At 69.4% G+C, this 18,457-nt stretch carries 17 protein-coding genes, 1 tRNA gene and 1 pseudogene; 7 read left to right on the top strand and 12 right to left on the bottom strand.

The window, feature by feature from the left end:
• Positions 1-7 precede the first annotated feature (7 nt).
• Together ACGFYQ_RS18145 and clpB are read right to left on the bottom strand one after the other, a co-directional pair.
• On the bottom strand, positions 8-553 hold the full coding sequence (locus tag ACGFYQ_RS18145) for a YbjN domain-containing protein (RefSeq protein WP_393744922.1): 546 nt from the start codon (positions 551-553) through the stop codon (positions 8-10).
• A gap of 126 nt (positions 554-679) precedes the next feature.
• Positions 680-3,265 (bottom strand): ATP-dependent chaperone ClpB, encoded by a 2,586-nt coding sequence (clpB, locus tag ACGFYQ_RS18140; protein ID WP_393744920.1) that lies wholly within the window; start codon positions 3,263-3,265, stop codon positions 680-682.
• Positions 3,266-3,378: 113 nt separating this feature from the next.
• Between clpB and ACGFYQ_RS18135 the strand changes: the two genes are divergently transcribed.
• Positions 3,379-3,792, top strand: a complete 414-nt coding sequence (locus tag ACGFYQ_RS18135) for a pyridoxamine 5'-phosphate oxidase family protein (RefSeq protein ID WP_393744918.1) — start codon at positions 3,379-3,381, stop codon at positions 3,790-3,792.
• A gap of 145 nt (positions 3,793-3,937) precedes the next feature.
• Here ACGFYQ_RS18135 and ACGFYQ_RS18130 read toward each other — a convergent pair whose 3' ends face one another.
• Positions 3,938-4,252, bottom strand: coding sequence for a (2Fe-2S)-binding protein (locus ACGFYQ_RS18130; RefSeq protein ID WP_073917230.1), 315 nt, complete (start codon positions 4,250-4,252; stop codon positions 3,938-3,940).
• 371 nt (positions 4,253-4,623) lie between these two features.
• On the opposite strand from ACGFYQ_RS18130, the gene ACGFYQ_RS18125 reads away from it, so the two are divergent.
• Positions 4,624-5,616: a helix-turn-helix transcriptional regulator gene (locus ACGFYQ_RS18125; RefSeq protein ID WP_393744916.1), complete on the top strand. Its 993-nt coding sequence runs from the start codon at positions 4,624-4,626 to the stop codon at positions 5,614-5,616.
• 63 nt (positions 5,617-5,679) lie between these two features.
• Here the strand turns inward: ACGFYQ_RS18125 and ACGFYQ_RS18120 are convergent, their stop codons facing one another.
• From ACGFYQ_RS18120 to dnaK, 4 genes are read right to left on the bottom strand one after another with little or no spacing between them, the layout of a single operon-like run.
• On the bottom strand, positions 5,680-6,144 hold the full coding sequence (locus ACGFYQ_RS18120) for a heat shock protein transcriptional repressor HspR (protein WP_393744914.1): 465 nt from the start codon (positions 6,142-6,144) through the stop codon (positions 5,680-5,682).
• A 1-nt stretch (position 6,145) separates the two neighbouring features.
• Positions 6,146-7,330 (bottom strand): molecular chaperone DnaJ, encoded by a 1,185-nt coding sequence (dnaJ, locus tag ACGFYQ_RS18115; RefSeq protein ID WP_393744912.1) that lies wholly within the window; start codon positions 7,328-7,330, stop codon positions 6,146-6,148.
• A 39-nt stretch (positions 7,331-7,369) separates the two neighbouring features.
• Positions 7,370-8,020 (bottom strand): nucleotide exchange factor GrpE, encoded by a 651-nt coding sequence (gene grpE, locus ACGFYQ_RS18110; RefSeq protein WP_393744910.1) that lies wholly within the window; start codon positions 8,018-8,020, stop codon positions 7,370-7,372.
• Positions 8,020-9,870, bottom strand: a complete 1,851-nt coding sequence (gene dnaK, locus ACGFYQ_RS18105; RefSeq protein ID WP_393744908.1) for a molecular chaperone DnaK — start codon at positions 9,868-9,870, stop codon at positions 8,020-8,022. Before dnaK ends, grpE begins: the two co-directional genes overlap by 1 nt.
• A gap of 397 nt (positions 9,871-10,267) precedes the next feature.
• On the opposite strand from dnaK, the gene ACGFYQ_RS18100 reads away from it, so the two are divergent.
• Positions 10,268-10,804 (top strand): sugar transferase, encoded by a 537-nt coding sequence (locus ACGFYQ_RS18100; RefSeq protein WP_393744906.1) that lies wholly within the window; start codon positions 10,268-10,270, stop codon positions 10,802-10,804.
• Positions 10,805-10,914: 110 nt separating this feature from the next.
• On the top strand, positions 10,915-13,503 hold the full coding sequence (locus ACGFYQ_RS18095) for a (Fe-S)-binding protein (protein WP_393744904.1): 2,589 nt from the start codon (positions 10,915-10,917) through the stop codon (positions 13,501-13,503).
• Between the two features lie 78 nt (positions 13,504-13,581).
• On the opposite strand, the gene ACGFYQ_RS18090 is transcribed toward ACGFYQ_RS18095, so the two are convergent.
• Entirely contained in the window at positions 13,582-14,646 is a 1,065-nt protein-coding gene (locus ACGFYQ_RS18090) for a hypothetical protein (protein ID WP_393744902.1), read from the bottom strand.
• Positions 14,647-14,895: 249 nt separating this feature from the next.
• Between ACGFYQ_RS18090 and ACGFYQ_RS18085 the strand changes: the two genes are divergently transcribed.
• Positions 14,896-15,828: a Yip1 family protein gene (locus ACGFYQ_RS18085; RefSeq protein WP_393744900.1), complete on the top strand. Its 933-nt coding sequence runs from the start codon at positions 14,896-14,898 to the stop codon at positions 15,826-15,828.
• Positions 15,829-15,907: 79 nt separating this feature from the next.
• Here the strand turns inward: ACGFYQ_RS18085 and ACGFYQ_RS18080 are convergent, their stop codons facing one another.
• The 3 genes from ACGFYQ_RS18080 to ACGFYQ_RS18070 form a co-directional block, all read right to left on the bottom strand.
• Positions 15,908-16,408, bottom strand: coding sequence for a phosphoribosyltransferase (locus tag ACGFYQ_RS18080; protein WP_356873565.1), 501 nt, complete (start codon positions 16,406-16,408; stop codon positions 15,908-15,910).
• On the bottom strand, positions 16,405-16,992 hold the full coding sequence (gene dcd / locus ACGFYQ_RS18075) for a dCTP deaminase (protein ID WP_362389302.1): 588 nt from the start codon (positions 16,990-16,992) through the stop codon (positions 16,405-16,407). Before dcd ends, ACGFYQ_RS18080 begins: the two co-directional genes overlap by 4 nt.
• Before the next feature lie 66 nt (positions 16,993-17,058).
• Positions 17,059-17,271, bottom strand: coding sequence for a hypothetical protein (locus ACGFYQ_RS18070; RefSeq protein WP_362389303.1), 213 nt, complete (start codon positions 17,269-17,271; stop codon positions 17,059-17,061).
• Between the two features lie 178 nt (positions 17,272-17,449).
• Here ACGFYQ_RS18070 and ACGFYQ_RS18065 point away from each other — a divergent pair.
• A tRNA-Gly gene (locus tag ACGFYQ_RS18065) sits at positions 17,450-17,520 on the top strand.
• Between the two features lie 161 nt (positions 17,521-17,681).
• Here the strand turns inward: ACGFYQ_RS18065 and ACGFYQ_RS18060 are convergent.
• Positions 17,682-18,122 (bottom strand): annotated as a pseudogene (locus ACGFYQ_RS18060) (site-specific integrase); the annotation flags it as partial.
• A gap of 115 nt (positions 18,123-18,237) precedes the next feature.
• On the opposite strand from ACGFYQ_RS18060, the gene ACGFYQ_RS18055 reads away from it, so the two are divergent.
• Entirely contained in the window at positions 18,238-18,417 is a 180-nt protein-coding gene (locus ACGFYQ_RS18055; protein WP_393744897.1) for a hypothetical protein, read from the top strand.
• Positions 18,418-18,457 lie beyond the last annotated feature (40 nt).

The raw sequence follows: 18,457 nt of genomic DNA, 5'->3' as shown, positions 1-18,457 counted from the left end.
CGGCCGACTACTGGCTGTCGCCGCCGTCCTTGTCGTCGTCGCCGTCGGTGGAGTCGATCTCCTTCTCCAGGCCGAACTGCTCGACGAGCCACTTGTCGAACTCGATGGAGGCGCGGACCCAGCTGACCGTGGAGGACACGAAGTGCTCCAGGTTGACGCCGGTGCCGATCAGCATCTGCGCCTCACCGATCAGCCGGACCGAGCCGTCGTCGTGGGTGTGGCTGTAGACCTTCGGCCACAGGGTGCGGCGGTTCCAGTCGTCGATCGATTCGAGAAGCTGGGGCTTCTCCTCGATCTTGTGCGGACGGTCGTAGAAGGTCCGCACCGAGAAAACCTGCTGCTCGTCCTCGCCGCGGAACATGAAGTACGTGCGGAACTCCTCCCACGGCGCCGCGAGGTCACCCTCGTCGTCGACGACGTACTTGAGCTCCATCTGCTCCAGCAGCTGCTTGACCAGATCCTGGTCGGGGACGACGGGGCCCGCCGGTCCTGTGGCCTGCGGATCGGGCTGCTGCCCTCCGAAGTTCGGAATCGAGGCCGGGTCGATGCTCACCGTGTACTTCCCTTCGTGCGGATACAAGCATCCTCCCCCATCCCGCCCACCCCGTGTCCAGCCCGACGGCCACGATCCGCTCCGGGCGGACAGGGGGTGCGCCCGCCGGAGGGGGACATGCCCGGATCACAGCGCCTTGCCGACCAGCAGGTCCTCGCCCGCCACGTCGACCCGTACGGTGTCGCCGTCCCTGACCTCGCCGGAGAGGATCTCCTTCGCGAGGCGGTCGCCGATCGCCGTCTGGATCAGGCGGCGCAGCGGCCGGGCACCGTACGCCGGGTCGTTGCCCTTGTCCGCCAGCCAGGCCAGGGCCTCGGGCGTGACCTCCAGGGTCAGGCGCCGGTCGGCCAGGCGGGCCGCCAGGCGGTCGATCTGGAGCCTTGCGATGTGCGCCAGCTCGTCCTCGGACAGGGCCGAGAAGACCACCATGTCGTCCAGCCGGTTCAGGAACTCCGGCTTGAAGCTCGTCCTGACCACGTCCAGGACCTGCTGCTTCTTCTCGTCCACAGGTGTGGACGGATTCATCAGGAACTGGCTGCCGAGGTTCGACGTGAGGACCAGGATGGCGTTGCGGAAGTCCACCGTGCGGCCCTGGCCGTCCGTGAGGCGGCCGTCGTCCAGGACCTGGAGCAGGATGTCGAAGACCTCGGGATGGGCCTTCTCGACCTCGTCCAGGAGCACCACGCTGTACGGGCGCCGGCGCACGGCCTCGGTCAGCTGGCCGCCCTCCTCGTAGCCGATGTAGCCGGGCGGGGCTCCGACGAGGCGGGCCACGCTGTGCTTCTCGCCGTACTCGGACATGTCGATGCGGACCATCGCCCGCTCGTCGTCGAACAGGAAGTCCGCGAGCGCCTTGGCCAGCTCGGTCTTGCCGACGCCCGTCGGGCCCAGGAAGAGGAAGGAGCCGGTCGGGCGGTCCGGGTCGGCGATGCCCGCGCGGGTGCGGCGTACGGCGTCGGAGACGGCCCTGACGGCCTCCTGCTGGCCGATCAGGCGGCGGCCCAGCTCGTCCTCCATCCGGAGCAGCTTCTGGGTCTCGCCCTCCAGCAGGCGGCCCGCCGGGATGCCGGTCCAGGCGCCGACCACGTCCGCGATGTCGTCCGGGCCGACCTCGTCCTTGACCATGGTGTCCCGGGCCACCTCGGCCTCGGCCTCGGTGGCCTCCGCCAGCTCGCGCTCCAGGGCCGGGATCTCCCCGTAGAGCAGCTTGGAGGCGGTGTCGAAGTCCCCGTCGCGCTGGGCCCGCTCGGCCTGGCCGCGCAGGTCGTCCAGGCGCTCCTTGAGCTCGCCGACGCGGTTGAGGGACTGCTTCTCCTTCTCCCAGCGCGCGGTCAGGCCGCGCAGCTCCTCCTCCTTGTCCGCGAGGTCCTTGCGGATCTTGTCGAGGCGCTCGCGCGAGGCCGGGTCGGACTCGTTCTTCAGCGCCAGCTCCTCCATCCGCAGCCGGTCCACCGCGCGCTGGAGCTCGTCGATCTCCAGGGGTGAGGAGTCGATCTCCATGCGCAGCCGGGACGCGGCCTCGTCGACGAGGTCGATGGCCTTGTCGGGGAGGAAGCGGGAGGTGATGTACCGGTCGGAGAGGGTCGCGGCCGCGACGAGCGCGCTGTCGTTGATGACGACCTTGTGGTGGGCCTCGTAGCGGCCCTTGAGCCCGCGCAGGATCGCGATCGTGTCCTCGACGGACGGCTCTGCGACCAGCACCTGCTGGAAGCGGCGCTCCAGCGCCGGGTCCTTCTCGATGCGCTCGCGGTACTCGTCGAGGGTGGTCGCGCCGACCATGCGCAGCTCGCCGCGGGCCAGCATGGGCTTGAGCATGTTGCCCGCGTCCATGGCGGAGTCGCCGCCGGCGCCCGCGCCGACGACCGTGTGCAGCTCGTCGATGAAGGTGATGATCTGGCCGTCGCTCGCCTTGATCTCGGCGAGGACGGTCTTCAGCCGCTCCTCGAACTCGCCGCGGTACTTGGCGCCCGCGACCATGGCTCCGAGGTCCAGGGCGACGAGCCGCTTGTTCTTCAGGGACTCGGGGACGTCGCCCTTGACGATGCGCTGGGCCAGGCCCTCGACGACGGCCGTCTTGCCGACGCCGGGCTCGCCGATGAGCACCGGGTTGTTCTTCGTACGGCGCGAGAGCACCTGGACGACGCGGCGGATCTCGTGGTCGCGGCCGATGACCGGGTCGAGCTTGCCCTCGCGGGCAGCCGCCGTGAAGTCGGTGCCGAACTTCTCCAGCGCCTTGTACTGACCCTCGGGGTCGGGGGTGGTCACCCGCCGCCCTCCTCGCGCGTTCTCGAAGGCGTCCAGCAGCTTCTTCGCGCTCGCCCCCTGGGTGGACAGGATCTCACCGGCCGCGCCGCCCTTGGCGGCGATGGCGATGAGCAGGTGTTCGGTGGAGAGGTAGTCGTCGCCGAGCTTGCCCGCCTGAGCGTCGGCCTCGGCGAGTACGGCGAGCAGGTCGCGGGTGGGCTGCGGGGGCGCGACGGTGGAGCCGGTGACGCTGGGCAGGGCGGCCAGCAGCCGCTCCGCGCCGCCGCGTACGGCGGCCTGGTCGACGTCCGAGGCCGCGAGGAGGTCGGTGATGTTCTCGTTGTCCTCGCCGGCGAGGAGCGCCAGCAGCAGGTGCGCGGGGGTCAGATCGGCATGGCCTTCCTTGACGGCCCTGCTGGTGGCCGCGTTCAGCGCGTCTCGGCTCTTGTTGGTCAGCTCGGCGTCCACGGTGCGGTTTCTCCTCTCCGGAAGGGGTGGCGGCCCCCTGACTGATCTGACATGAACAACCTACGCAAAGTTGAGTCTATTCCACTCAAGGCAGGAGTCGTACCCTTCGGGCCATGTCCCATGACGTACTCAACCCGACGCCCGAGTACCTCGCCTTCTGGCGGGAACGGCACGTCTGCACCCTGACCACACCGCGCCCCGACGGCACGCCCCACGTGGTGCCGGTGGGCGTGACGTACGACCCGGAGGCCGGCCTGGCCCGGGTGATCAGCAACAAGCACAGCAGGAAGGTCCGCAACATCCTGGCGGCCCAGGCCGTGCAGCCGGGCGGGGCGCGGGTCGCGGTGTGCCAGATGGAAGGACGCCGCTGGGCCACCCTGGAGGGGCGCGCGGTGATCCGTACGGACGAGGCGTCGGTCGCCGACGCGGTGGCGCGCTACGCGGAGCGCTACGGGCGGACGCCCTCGCCCAATCCCGACCGGGTGGTCATGGAGATCACGCTGGACCGGGCCATGGGCCGCGCCTGAATCGTTGAATTCTCATCCGGTCCCGCATCTTGTCCGGTCAGCGACTGGACGCGGACATCACAACGGCGCCATCGTGGTCAGGTCCACGATGGCGCCGTTGTGTGGGGGTAGCGCCTGAGCGATCTGCAACGACGGGGGAATCGCGTCAGGCACTGCGGGGGGTGGCGGTGGTGATATCGGGTTCGAAGAGCTGGTGATCGCGCTGATCAAGATTGACGAAGACCATTCCGTAGCGCACCTCGCAGCGGACGGGCTGCGGCGCGCCCCGCGGGCGGCGCAGGCACCGGTAGGCACGTACGTCCTCGTCCTCCTCGCGCACGACGACGATCGGTTGGCCGAACAGGGTGACCATCAGCGAGTCCCCGGGGTACGGGATCGCCGTGGCCAGGTCGATGAACTGCCATCCCGAGCGGTAAGCGGAGGCCATTTCGCGGCGGAAGCCGCGGTCGTCGGGGGTCATGCGTCCGAAGACTTCCCACCCACAAGCGGCTTGGGTGCGGGGCCCCAGCCACTGTCGGCCACGACCTTGCCCCAACCACTGTCGCTCTCACCGGTGGTGACACCGGCCCCCCAACCGCTGTCGGCGGGCGCGCCGCCCCAGCTGGTCTGCGCGAGCGAGATTCCACCGACAGCAGCGGCCGTAGAGAGAGCAATGGCAGCCACCGAGCGAAGCAATTTCTTGTACATGGTCGACGTTGTCCTCACTTGATGGATTCCTCTCCCCCGCATCTCAGACGATGACTTATCGAGCCACGCCATTGCCACCGTGGCGATGCATCATGTTCCTGTACATGCAGGACCCTGGGGGTGGGAGATTTGCCGATTATGCGGATGAACCAGACACATCCCCACGCGGTGACGGACCTGTGCGACCTCGGGGCCGAGTTGTACGCGAGCGCGCTCAGCTCCGGCCGCATAGCCCGCGAAGAGGTCGAGCAGACGCCCTGCCTGCTGGAATTCGCCCTGCTGCACCCTGATCCAGACGACGACAACTGGCTTCGTCCGGTTCCACCTTCGGTGGCTCTCGCACAGCGGCTGCACCCGCTGGAACGGGAGATCCTGCAACGCCGGCGCTCCTCCATCGAGCTCACCGAAGCGTTTGAGCCATTCATGGCCATCAGCGCGCTGACTCCCGCCCCCACGCATGCGATCACCGTGCTGGAGGGATTCAACAGGATCAACGCGGCCCTCAATGTGGCCACCGCCGAGTGCCAGGCGGAAATGCTCACCATCCAGCCGGGCGGCGGGCGTTCCGAGAACATTCTGAACCAGGCGATAGAGCGGGACCAGCCGCTCATCCGGCGCGGCGTCAGCATGCGCACCCTCTACCAGCACACGGTGCGGCACAGCCGCGGCACGATGGCCTACGTCGACCGGATGGCCAGTGGCAAGGTCGAGATCCGGACGCTGGAGGAGCTGGTCGAGCGGCTCATCATCTGCGACGAATCGGTCGCCTTCATCCCCGCGAGCGACGACCAGCAGATCGCCCTGGAGCTGCGGCACCCGGCGCTCGTCCGCTACCTGGCCCGGGTCTTCGAGCAGCTGTGGCGCCGGGCCACCCCGCTCAACGAGCAGATTCCGTACGATCCGACACCCTCGGGGATCTCGGGCGTGCAGCGCTCCATCGCCCAGCTCCTCGTCGAGGGGCACGTGGACGAGGCCATCGCGCGCCGCCTGGGCATGAACGTACGGACCTGCCGCGCGCACATCGCCAAGCTGGCCACCGCGCTGGGCAGCGGCAGCCGGGCCCAACTCGGCTTCCTCATCGCCCAGTCGGGGATCCTGGGCCAGGTCTCGGGGCCCGCGCGGGATCCGCAGCTCTGATCCCGCACGGGTACGCGAAAGGCCCCGCCCGGCAAGCCGGACGGGGCCTTCTCGTCGACGCCGTCAGTCCATCGGGCGCTTGGGACGCCACACGACCAGGGCGTTGCCCGGCACCGGCGGCTGGTACTTGACCAGGTCGCGCCGGTAGGAGGCATGCACCTGGGCCTCGCGGGCCTGGAGCGTGGCCGCGGCACCGTCCACCGCGGCGGAGAGCTCGGCCACGCGCTGCTGGAGCGCGGCGACCTGGTTCTCCAGCTCGATGATCCGCTTGATGCCCGCCAGGTTGATGCCCTCGTCCTGGGACAGCGCCTGCACCGTGCGGAGCAGCTCGATGTCACGGGCCGAGTACCGCCGGCCGCGCCCAGCCGTACGGTCCGGGGAGACCAGGCCGAGACGGTCGTACTGGCGCAGGGTCTGCGGATGCAGACCCGAGAGCTGGGCGGCCACCGAGATCACGTAGACCGGGGTCTCGTCGGTGAGCTGGTAGCCCCCACCCAATCGGGAGGACTGTCGTCGGCGGCCGTCCATGTCATGCTCCCTTCGCGGACTCGAACAGCGCGGAGCGCAGGTCCTGCGACCCCATCGCCTCGCGGTACATCTCCAGCGCCTCGCGGGCCTTGTCCGACAGCTCGGTCGGGACCGCGACCTCCACCGTCACCAGCAGGTCGCCGCGGGTGCCGTCCTTGCGGACCGCTCCCTTGCCGCGGGCCCGCATCGTGCGGCCGTTCGGGGTGCCCGGCGGCAGCTTCAGCGTCACCGAGGGGCCGTTCAGGGTCGGGACCTTGATGTCGGCGCCCAGCGCCGCCTCCGCGAACGTCACCGGGACGGTCACCGTCAGGTTGTCGTCCTTGCGGCCGAACACCGGGTGGGAGTCGACGTGCACGACGACGTAGAGGTCACCGCCCGGACCGCCGCGCTCGCCCGGCGCACCCTTGCCGCGCAGCCGGATCCGCTGGCCGTCGGAGACGCCCGCCGGGATCCGGACCTGCATGGTGCGCGAGCTGCGGGCGCGCCCGCTGCCCTTGCAGACGTCGCACGGGGTCTCGGCGATCAGGCCGCGGCCCTTGCAGTCCGCGCAGGGGTCGGTCAGCGAGAAACCGCCGCCGCTGCCCCGCGAGACCTGGCCGGTGCCGACACAGGTCGGGCACACCCTGGGGGTGCCGTTCTTGTCGCCGGTGCCCGAACAGGCCTTGCAGGGGGCCTGGGAGGACATCCGGAGCGGGACCGTGGCCCCGTCCACCGCCTCCGTGAAGGAGAGGGTGACCTCCGACTCGATGTCCTGGCCGCGGCGCGGCTGGGTACGGGTCCCCGCACCCGGCCCGGCGCCGCGGTTGAACAGGCCGCCGAAGACGTCGCCCAGGCCGCCGCCGAAGCCGCCCGCGCCGCCGGCACCCGGCTGGGTGCCGCCGAACAGGTCGCCGAGGTCGAAGTTGAACGAGCCGCCGGCCCCGCCCGGCCCGGGGCGGAAGCCACCGTTGCCGAACAGGGCGCGCGCCTCGTCGTACTCCTTGCGCTTCTTCGCGTCGCCGAGGATGTCGTTCGCCTCGGAGATCTCCTTGAAGCGCTCCTCGGCGGAGGCGTCGCCCTTGTTGGCGTCCGGGTGGAACTCGCGTGCGAGCTTCCGGTACGCCTTCTTGATCTCGGCCTCGGTGGCGTCCTTCGGGACACCGAGGACCTTGTAGTAGTCCTTCTCGACGAAGTCCTTCGTGCTCATCCCCGGTGTCCCTCCTCTCGTGCCTCTACTGGTTCAACATCAGCCCTTGTCGGGGGCATCCGTGTCCTTGTCCGACGGCGTGTCGGCCTCGGCCGACTCGGACTTGGGGGCCGCGCCCGGCTGGGGCTCGGCCACCGCGACCCGCGCGGGGCGGATCGTACGCTCGCCGATCCGGTACCCCGGCTGCAGGATCGCCACGCAGGTCGTCTCGGTGACGTCCGGCGCGTACGAGTGCATCAGGGCCTCGTGGATCGTCGGGTCGAAGGGCTCGCCCTCCTTGCCGAACTGCTGCAGACCCATCTTGGCGGCGACCGTCTCCAGCGATTCGGCCACCGACTTGAAGCCGCCGACCAGCTCGCCATGCTCCCGCGCCCGGCCGATGTCGTCCAGGGTCGGGAGCAGTTCGCTCAGGAGGGACGCGACCGCGATCTCCTTGACGGTGATCCGGTCCCGCTCCACCCGGCGGCGGTAGTTCTGGTACTCCGCCTGGAGCCGCTGGAGGTCCGTGGTGCGCTCACCGAGCGCCGTACGGGCCTGGTCCAGCTGCGCCAGCAGGGCAACATCCGGTGCGGAATCCCCGGCCGGGGCCGCCGCCTCCTCCGTGGCGGAGTCGGCGGCCTTCGGCTCGTCGGGCGTGCCGTCGACGGGGACGTCGGGCTTCTCCTCGAAGCCCGGGGTCTCCTCCGACATCAGGCAGCGCCGCCCTTCGGCTTCTCGTCGTCGACGATCTCGGCGTCGACGACGTCGTCGTCGGCCTTCGCCTGGCCCGCGTCACCGGCATCGGCGCCGGCGGCGCCCTGCGCGGCCTGGGCGTCGGCGTAGATGGCCTGGCCGAGCTTCTGGCTGACCGCGGCGAGCTTCTCGGTCGCGGTACGGATCTCGGTGGTGTCCTCGCCCTTGAGCTTCTCCTTCAGCTCGGCGACGGCGGCCTCGACCTCGGTCTTGACCTCGGCCGGGACCTTGTCCTCGTTGTCCTTGACGAACTTCTCCGTCTGGTAGACGAGCTGCTCGCCCTGGTTGCGGGACTCGGCCGCCTCCTTGCGACGCAGGTCCTCGTCCGCGTACTGCTCCGCCTCCTGGCGCATGCGGTCGACCTCGTCCTTGCCGAGCGAGGAGCCGCCGGTGACGGTCATCTTCTGCTCCTTGCCCGTGCCGAGGTCCTTGGCCGTGACGTGCATGATGCCGTTCGCGTCGATGTCGAAGGAGACCTCGATCTGCGGGACGCCACGCGGGGCCGGCGGCAGGCCGGTCAGCTCGAACATGCCGAGCTTCTTGTTGTACGCCGCGATCTCGCGCTCGCCCTGGTAGACCTGGATCTGCACGGACGGCTGGTTGTCCTCGGCCGTCGTGAAGATCTCCGACCGCTTGGTCGGGATGGTCGTGTTGCGCTCGATCAGCTTGGTCATGATGCCGCCCTTGGTCTCGATACCCAGGGACAGCGGGGTCACGTCGAGGAGCAGGACGTCCTTGACCTCACCCTTGAGCACACCGGCCTGAAGCGTCGCGCCGATGGCGACGACCTCGTCCGGGTTGACGCCCTTGTTGGCGTCCTGACCGCCGGTGAGCTCCTTGACGAGCTCGGCGACGGCCGGCATGCGGGTGGAGCCGCCGACCAGTACCACGTGGTCGATCTCGGACAGGTTGATGCCCGCGTCCTTGATGACGTTGTGGAACGGGGTCTTGCAGCGGTCGAGCAGGTCCGCGGTCAGCTGCTGGAACTGCGAGCGCGTGAGCTTCTCGTCCAGGTGCAGCGGGCCCTCGGCGGAGGCCGTGATGTAGGGCAGGTTGATCGAGGTCTCCGTGGAGGAGGACAGCTCGATCTTCGCCTTCTCGGCGGCCTCGCGCAGACGCTGGAGCGCCATCTTGTCCTTGGACAGGTCGACGCCGTGGCCGTTGGCGAACTGCTTCACGAGGTAGTCGACGACGCGCTGGTCCCAGTCGTCGCCACCGAGGTGGTTGTCACCGTTGGTGGCCTTGACCTCGACGACACCGTCGCCGATCTCCAGGAGCGACACGTCGAAGGTGCCGCCACCGAGGTCGAAGACGAGAATGGTCTGGTCGTCCTTGTCGAGACCGTAGGCCAGGGCGGCGGCGGTCGGCTCGTTGACGATGCGCAGGACGTTGAGGCCCGCGATCTCACCGGCCTCCTTCGTCGCCTGACGCTCGGAGTCGTTGAAGTAGGCCGGGACGGTGATGACCGCGTCCGTGACCTTCTCACCGAGGTACGCCTCGGCGTCGCGCTTCAGCTTCTGCAGGATGAAGGCGCTCATCTGCTGCGGGTTGAAGTCCTTGCCATCCAGGTTGATCTTCCAGTCAGTGCCCATGTGGCGCTTGACGGAGCGGATGGTCCGGTCCACGTTCGTGACCGCCTGGCGCTTGGCCACCTCGCCGACGAGGACCTCGCCGTTCTTGGCGAAGGCGACGACGGACGGCGTGGTCCTGGCGCCCTCGGCGTTGGTGATGACGGTGGGCTCGCCGCCTTCCAGAACGCTGACGACGGAGTTAGTGGTGCCCAGGTCGATGCCGACCGCACGTGCCATTTTGATTTCCTCCAGCTGACTTGAGTGGAACAGACTCAACCATGCCGTACGGCTGCGCGCGCGTCAACAGAGCTGAGTCACATCGACTCAACCTTTAGGTGCCCTTACGCGCAACCCAGCCAGCCCCGCCGGCGCCTGAGGCGCGGGGCGCGGGGCGGAGCCGGGCCTTTCAGCCCCGCCGGCGTTTGAGGCGCGGGGTCTGGGGCGGAGCCTCGGACTTTCAGCCCCGCCGGCGTTTGAGGCGCGGGGCGCGGGGCGGAGCCCCGATCCTTCAGCCCCGCCGGCGTTTGAGGCGCGGGGCGCGGGGCGGAGCCCCGGCGGCGGCGCCGCACCCGAACGGGTCACCGCCGCCGCGCGGCACCCGGGCACCGCCGGAGGCATGCGGCACGGTGCTGGCATGCCTCTGCTGCTGCCCCTCCCCGCCCGGCCAGGGCTCCGGCCGGCCAGGCCATCGGCCAAGCGGGTGGTCGACCTCATCGGGGCGGTGACCCTGCTCCTCCCGCTCGGCCTGCCGCTGCTGCTGGCGACAGGGCTGCTCTACGTGGCCCAGGGCGGCCGGGCCTTCGTACGGGAACCGGCGGCCGGCCTGGCCGGAAGGCCGTTTCGCACCTGGCGGCTGCGCACCGACGACACCGGCCGCCTCGGCGCGGCCCTGGAGCGCTGCGCACTCGACTCGGCGCCCCAGCTGCTCAACGTGCTGCGCGGCGAGATGTCCCTGGTCGGGCCGCGTCCGGAGCCCCGTACCGACCGCCCCGACCGGCTCCTCGTACGCCCCGGAGTGACCGGCCTCTGGCAGGTGAGCGCACGCTCCGACCTGCCCTGGGAGGAGATGGCGCTGCTCGACCGGCACTATGTGGAGAACCACTGGCTGGGGATGGACCTGGCGATCCTGGCGCAGACCCCGAGGGCGGCCTACCGTCATAGGCAAGCCTGAGCGACACAGATCACCGCGCGCTCAGCTACATTGCGGCGTCGGGAGTGGGTAACCTCATGCCTTGACTCAATAAGTTACCGCTTAGTAAGTGCCGCCCGAGGAGCCCTCCCATGCAACTCGCCGCGATCATCGTGTCGCTGGTCATCACGGTGGTAGCCGTCGCGCTGTTCGGCCGTGCCACCGCGCAGATCTACCACTTCGTGCGCCTCGGCCAGCCTGTGCCCGCGGGCACGCGCACCGGCGACCCCACGCAGCGCACCATCACGCTGGTCAAGGAGTTCCTCGGCCACACCCGCATGAACCGCTGGGGCATCGTCGGGTTCGCGCACTGGTTCGTGGCGGTGGGCTTCTTCTCGCTGCTGCTGACCATCGTCAACGCCTTCGGTCAGCTCTTCCAGGCCGACTGGCTGATCCCGATCATCGGTGACTGGCTGCCGTACGAGATCTTCACCGAGTTCCTCGGCCTGATGACCGTGCTCGGCATCGTGACCCTGATCGTGATCCGGCAGCTGAACCGGCCGGGCGGGGCGGGTCGCAAGTCCCGCTTCACGGGCTCCAAGACGGGCCAGGCGTACTTCGTCGAGGCCGTCATCCTGATCGTCGGCGTCTGCATCATGACGCTGCGCGCGCTGGAGGGGGCCCAGCACGGCGTCGACGGCTGGGAGCCCGGCTTCTTCGCCTCGTACCCGCTGATCGCCGCCTTCGACGGGCTGAGCCTGAGCACGCTGCAGTACCTCACGTACTTCTTCGCGGCGCTCAAGATCGTCACGTCCTTCACCTGGATGATCACGGTCTCGCTCAACACCAACATGGGTGTCGCCTGGCACCGCTTCCTCGGCTTCCCGAACATCTGGTTCAAGCGCAACGCGGACGGTTCCACCGCCCTCGGCGCCCTCCAGCCGATGACCAGCGGCGGCAAGGAGATCGACTTCGAGGACCCGGGCGAGGACGACGTCTTCGGCGTCTCCCAGGTCGAGCAGTTCTCCTGGAAGGGCATCCTCGACTTCTCCACGTGTACGGAGTGCGGTCGCTGCCAGTCGCAGTGCCCGGCCTGGAACACCGGCAAGCCGCTGTCCCCGAAGCTCCTGATCATGTCGCTGCGCGACCACGCGCACGCCAAGGCCCCGTACCTGCTCGCCGGTGGCGGCAAGGACATGGAGGGCAACGAGAAGGCGACGGCGGAGCAGCTCAAGGACGTCCCCGCCGCCGCGATCGCCGAGGCCGAGCGCCCGCTGATCGGGACGGCCGAGGAGAACGGCGTCATCGACCCGGACGTGCTGTGGTCGTGCACGACCTGCGGTGCGTGCGTCGAGCAGTGCCCGGTCGACATCGAGCACATCGACCACATCGTCGACATGCGCCGCTACCAGGTGATGATCGAGAGCGCGTTCCCGTCCGAGGCGGGCACGATGCTCAAGAACCTGGAGAAGAAGGGCAACCCCTGGGGCCTGGCGAAGAAGCAGCGCGTCGAGTGGACCAAGGAGGTCGACTTCGAGGTCCCGATCATCGGGAAGGACGCGGAGGACCTCTCGGAGTTCGACTACCTGTACTGGGTCGGCTGCGCGGGCGCCCTCGAGGACCGGGCCAAGAAGACCACGAAGGCCTTCGCGGAGCTGCTGAACATCGCGGGCGTCAAGTTCGCGATCATGGGCGGCGACGAGAAGTGCACCGGTGACTCGCCGCGCCGCCTGGGCAACGAGCCGCTGTTCCAGCAGCTGGGCCAGGAGAACGTGGCCATGCTGAACATGGCCTTCGGCGAGGACGACGACGACCCGGAGACGAAGAAGCCGAAGTCGGCGAAGCGGATCGTCTCGACCTGCCCGCACTGCTTCAACACCATCGCGAACGAGTACCCGCAGCTGGGCGGCGAGTACGAGGTCATCCACCACACGCAGCTGCTCCAGCACCTGATCGACGAGGGCCGCCTCACGCCGGTGACGCCGGTCGACGGCCTGATCACATACCACGACCCGTGCTACCTGGGCCGGCACAACAAGGTCTACACGCCGCCGCGCGAGATCATGTCGGCCGTGCCGGGCCTGCGTCAGCAGGAGATGCACCGCCACAAGGAGCGGGGCTTCTGCTGCGGCGCCGGTGGCGCGCGGATGTGGATGGAGGAGCGGATCGGCAAGCGCATCAACAACGAGCGTGTCGACGAGGCGCTGTCCCTGAACCCGGACATCGTGTCGACTGCGTGCCCGTTCTGCCTGGTGATGCTGACCGACTCGGTGAACGGCAAGAAGAACGAGGGCCAGGCCAAGGAGTCCGTGCAGGTCGTGGACGTGGCCCAGCTGCTGCTGGACTCGGTCAAGACCCCGGAACCGCCGGTGGTCGAGCCGGAGCCGGAGGCCGAGCCGGAGCCGGAGCCGGAGCCCGTCGCGGCGAAGCCGGAGCCGGTCGCGGCGAAGTCCGAGGCGGAGCCCGTCGCGGCAAAGCCCGAGCCCGTCGCTGCGAAGCCCGAGGCGGAGCCCGTCGCGGCGAAGCCCGAGCCCGTCGCTGCGGAGCCCGAGGCGGAGCCGAAGGCGGCCGAGCCGGAAGCGGCGCCGAAGGCAGAGGCCGCGGTCGAGCCGGAGGCCAAGCCGGAGCCGGAGCCCGAGGCGAAGGCAGAGGCCGAGCCCGAGGCTGAGGCTGAGCCCGAAGCGAAGTCCGAAGCGAAGCCCGAGGCGAAGTCCGAAGCGAAGCCCGAGGACGCCAAGTAGTCCCTGGCGACCCTGGCACCACGGAACGGCCGGTCCCCCACTCGGGGGACCGGCCGTTCCGGCATGTCGGCCCCCGTCTCAGCCCTCGCCCTCCGTACGGTTGCGGCGCAGCATCGCGAAGCCGAGCCCGGCCGCGCCCACCGCGGCCATCCCGCCGCCCGCGGCGACGAGCGCCGGGGTGTCTCCGTTCGACGGGGCGACCCCCTCCGCACCGGCCTTCACGCCGCCCTTCGGAACGACCTTCCCGACCACCGGCTTCGTGTCGTCCTTCGTCACGTGCTGCTTCGCGTCCTTCGCGTCCTTCTTCACGTCCTTCTTCGCCGGGTCGACCGTGTACTTCTCGATCAGCTTGCCGTCGAAGTCGTACACCCAGCTGTTCCCGCCGCCCCTGCCGTCGATGACGACGAACTTCACGCGCTTCCCGTCCTGGACGAGCTTGTACGTCCAGCCGTCGTGCCGCGTGCCGGGGTGCTTCAGGTCGATCGTGCCGAGGGAGGTCCCCTTCGGCGTCGAGATCTCGACGCGCTTGCCGTTCGCGCCGTCGACCAGCTTGGCGATCCGCCCGTCGGGCAGGGTGACGCGCACCGAACTCTCCTTCTTGGCCTCGGGCTTGATCTGCGGCTTCGGCTTCTCCACCGGCTTCGGCCGCTCCGCGCCCTCCATCCATGAGGTCACGGTGCCGTTCGGCTGGAGCACGACGTGCAGGCCGTTGCTCTGGCCGTACGCGGCGCCGCCGCCCGTGCTGACCAGGGTGTCGAGCTTCGTGGAGCCGGCGAAGATGTCCGCCTCGAAGTGGTTGTCGCCGATCTTGTAGACCTTGGCGACGGAGCCGTCCGCGAGCTTCACGGTGGTGACGTACGCCCGGACCTCCGGCCTGACCTCCGGCTTGACCTGCGGCTTCGTCGGCGGAGTGACCGGCGGGGTCACGGGCGGGACGGACGGGTCCACCGAAGGCTCGACGGGCGGCTCGACCGACGGCTCGACCGACGGGTCCACCGAAGGCTGCTCGATGCCGGGCAGCGCCTCCGGCTCCGGAACGGCCGGGGAGTCCGCGAAGGCGGATCCGACCGGAAGGGCCAGGACGGCGGCCGCGCCGGCGAGGACGGCGGCGGTACGGAGGGTGGTACGGCGGGTGCTGCGCATGATGGGTGCTCTTCTCGTGTCTCTGCGTGGCGGCGACAGACACGAAGCTACGGACCCGATATGTGGGTATTCCGTCGGGAACGTAACGAAGGCCCGCAGAAACCACCGCAGCTACGTAAACCGGACACCACGCCGGGGTGGGGACAACCCCCCGGGGTTCCCCTAGGGGATGTCACAGCTCAGCCGCAAAGGCCGCCGGTTCCGGCCGCCCGTCCACGGCGGCCCGCAGGACCGGGTACTTTCGATCACGTGGCTGGATTCAGGATCGGACGCGGCCGGGACAACAACCGCACCCCGCAACAACCCCCGCGGCAGCAGCCGTACGGACAGCAGCAACCGCCGCCGTACGGCCAGCAGCCCTACCCTCCCGCAGGCCCGCCGCCGCAGCAGCAGTGGCCGCAGCCGGGTCCCGGGGGGCACGGCGAGCCCGAGTACTTCGACCCGTACGGACAGCAGCAGCCGCCGCAGGCGCAGCAGCCCCCGTACGGCCACGGAGGGCACGGGGGCCAGGGCGGGCACGGCGGGCACGGCGGCTACACCAACGACAACCCCGGGCACACCCAGGTCTTCGCCGTCGGCGAGGACCCGTACAGCCAGGGCGCGACGTACCAGGCGGGCGCGGCCGCGGCCGCTCCGGCCGGCCCGCGGCTGCCGTGGAAGGAACTGCTCCGCGGCATCGTGATGCGGCCCGGGCAGACCTTCCTGCAGATGCGCGACTACGCCGTCTGGGGGCCGGCGCTGACCGTGACCTTCCTCTACGGGCTCCTCGCGGTCTTCGGCCTCGACGACGCCCGCAAGGACGTGATCAACGCGACCCTCGCCAAGGCCGTCCCGATCGTCCTCTCCGCGGGCGTGGCCTTCGTCATCTGCGGACTGATCCTGGGCGCGGTCACGCACACCCTGGCCCGCCAGATGGGCGGCGACGGCTCGTGGCAGCCCACCGTGGGCCTGTCGATGCTGATCATGTCGCTGACCGACGCCCCGCGCCTGCTCTTCGCCGTGTTCCTGGGCGGCGACAACGGGGTGGTCCAGGTCCTGGGCTGGGCCACCTGGGTGGCGGCGGGCTTCCTGTTCACGTCCCTGGTCGCCAAGTCGCACGACCTGCCGTGGCCGAAGGCGCTGGGCGCGTCCGCGATCCAGCTGATCGCCCTGCTGTCGATCATCAAGCTGGGCACGATCTAACGGCACCGACGGACACGCAGAGGGGCCCGCCGCGCGGTATTCGCGCGGCGGGCCCCTTCACGTACGCGTCCGTGTACGGCTACGCGTCGAGGACCTGGCCCTCACGCTTCACGACGGGCGGCTCGACCGACCAGGGGAAGTTGATCCACTCGTCGGTCTTCTTCCACACGTACTCGCACTTCACGAGGGAGTGCGACTTCTCGTAGATGACCGCGGACCGCACCTCGGCGACGTGCCCGAGGCAGAAGTCGTGGACGAGCTTGAGCGTCTTGCCGGTGTCGGCCACATCGTCGGCGATGAGGACCTTCTTGTTCGTGAAGTCGATCGCCTCGGGCACGGGCGCCAGCATGACCGGCATCTCCAGCGTGGTCCCGACACCGGTGTAGAACTCGACGTTCACCAGGTGGATGTTCTTGCAGTCGAGCGCGTACGCCAGGCCGCCGGCGACGAACACCCCGCCCCGGGCGATGCTCAGGATGATGTCGGGCTCGTAGCCGTCATCGGCGATCGTCTGCGCCAGCTCGCGCACGGCGCGCCCGAACCCCTCGTAGTCGAGGTTCTCGCGTACTCCGTCACTCATGCCTCGTGCCTCACCTGGGTGCGGTGGAAATTCTGGAAGGAGCGCGAGGCGGTCGGCCCGCGCTGCCCCTGGTACCTGGATCCGTAGCGCTCACTGCCGTACGGGAACTCGGCGGGCGAGCTGAGCCGGAACATGCACAGCTGCCCGATCTTCATGCCCGGCCAGAGCTTGATCGGGAGGGTGGCGAGGTTCGACAGTTCCAGGGTCACGTGGCCCGAGAACCCGGGGTCGATGAACCCGGCGGTCGAATGCGTCACCAGACCGAGGCGGCCCAGGCTGGACTTCCCCTCCAGTCTGGAGGCGATGTCGTCGGGCAGCGAGATGACCTCGTACGTCGAGGCGAGCACGAACTCACCCGGATGCAGAATGAACGCCTCGTCGCCCTCCGGCTCGACCATCCTGGTCAGGTCGGTCTGCTCGACGGCGGGATCGATGTGCGCGTAGCGGTGATTCTCGAACACCCGGAAGAACCGGTCGAGACGTACATCGATGCTGGAGGGCTGCACCATCGATTCCTCGAACGGGTCGATGCGAACCCGTCCGCTGTCGATCTCGGCCCGGATGTCTTTGTCAGAGAGAAGCACGTCCCGAGGATACGCAGTGCGCACGGGCCACCCCCAATCGAGAGCGGCGGCCCGCGCGCCTGCCCGCTATCGCTTGACCGCCGGCCCCACGGGCACGGCCTGCCTCAGCCGCGCGCAGCGCGGACACCGCAACAGCCGCCCGGGCCCGATCCGGCCGGCACCGAGGTGCTGCAGCGGGAAGGAGGCGGTACTGAAAACGTGCCCTTCGGCACAACGGACGACGGTGTGCTCCATCGAGTCCCTTTCCCCAACGAGCCGTACTGCGACGAATCGCCACATTAGGGGATGATCGGGACCCACTCCAGCCGCCGCTCCGCTGCACACGGTACGCCCCAACTCCCGCCCCCACACGCCCCCGTGCACACCACACACGACAACGACCCCGCGGTCGATTCACCGGGGGTCGATCATGGGGTAGAGTGGGCGACGATACAGATCCAGGCAACTGGAACGCTGTGCGGATGTAGTTTAATGGTAGAACATGAGCTTCCCAAGCTTATAGCGCGGGTTCGATTCCCGTCATCCGCTCTTGAGAGAAGGCCCAGGTCAGCGACCTGGGCCTTCTTCGTTGTCTAGACCTCTCAGAGCCCGCGTGCCATTCGCGTGCCACAAGTTCCCTCACGGGGCGTCAGATTGATCGCCGACCCGCCATGGCCCGCGACAGGGCACCTACGTCGCACGCTGGGGCGTCACCTCCTCCGAGCGGCCCCACCGGGAGCCGGCAGGCGTGGCACGAGCTGGTGGACGGTGGCTGCCGTGGTTGCGCCCGCCTGCCGGTCCGGCTGCGTGCGCTGGCGGCGGACGTCGGCGTCGATGTTGTCGGCGAGCGTGCGCTGGTGCGCCTTGGTGGAGTGCTGATAGATCAGCTGTGCCCGCTCGGACGACTGTCCCGCGCGGACCATGAGGTCCTTCAGCTTGGCGCCGGTATCGGCAGCAAGGGTGTTCCCGGTGTGGCGCAGGTCGTAGAAGCGGAACTCCTTCGGCATGCCGACGGCATCCCGGGCCTTGCGCCACTTGCGGCCGAAGGTGGTGCCACGCAGGGCCGCGCCCTTCTCCCCCACGAACACCAGGCCCTCGGGTCCGGGCTGGGCGTACCAGTCCAGGTGCCGGCGTACGTCGAGGAAGACGAAGCCGGGTGCGCCAACCCCCTTGGCAGCGAGCCTGAATGGGGCCGATCTCCCGCGGAAACAAGAGGCGGAAATCGACACCCCGACCAAGCTGGCGAGAAGCAAGCCCAGCGCCACCTTGGAGCAGGCCGTCGAGATTGGCCGCACTGCTCAGCATGGCCGGGCCGGAAACGCCTCCCGCCGTCATATTGAGGACACCGTCCGCGACAAGGGCTTCACCATCAACAAGGACCTTGCCGAGAAGGCCAAGGACATCATCCAGGCCGAACTGGACGGGCACGCCGCCGCCGTCCACTGATCCGGCCTGCCCACCCGCACTGGCGCCGCGGGTGGGCCGA

Origin of the sequence: Streptomyces sp. NPDC048258 (genome assembly GCF_043201995.1) — a bacterium.
Lineage (GTDB): Bacteria > Actinomycetota > Actinomycetes > Streptomycetales > Streptomycetaceae > Streptomyces.
Note: the sequence above shows the minus strand (reverse complement) of the source record. Positions and strands in the feature narration are given on the sequence as shown.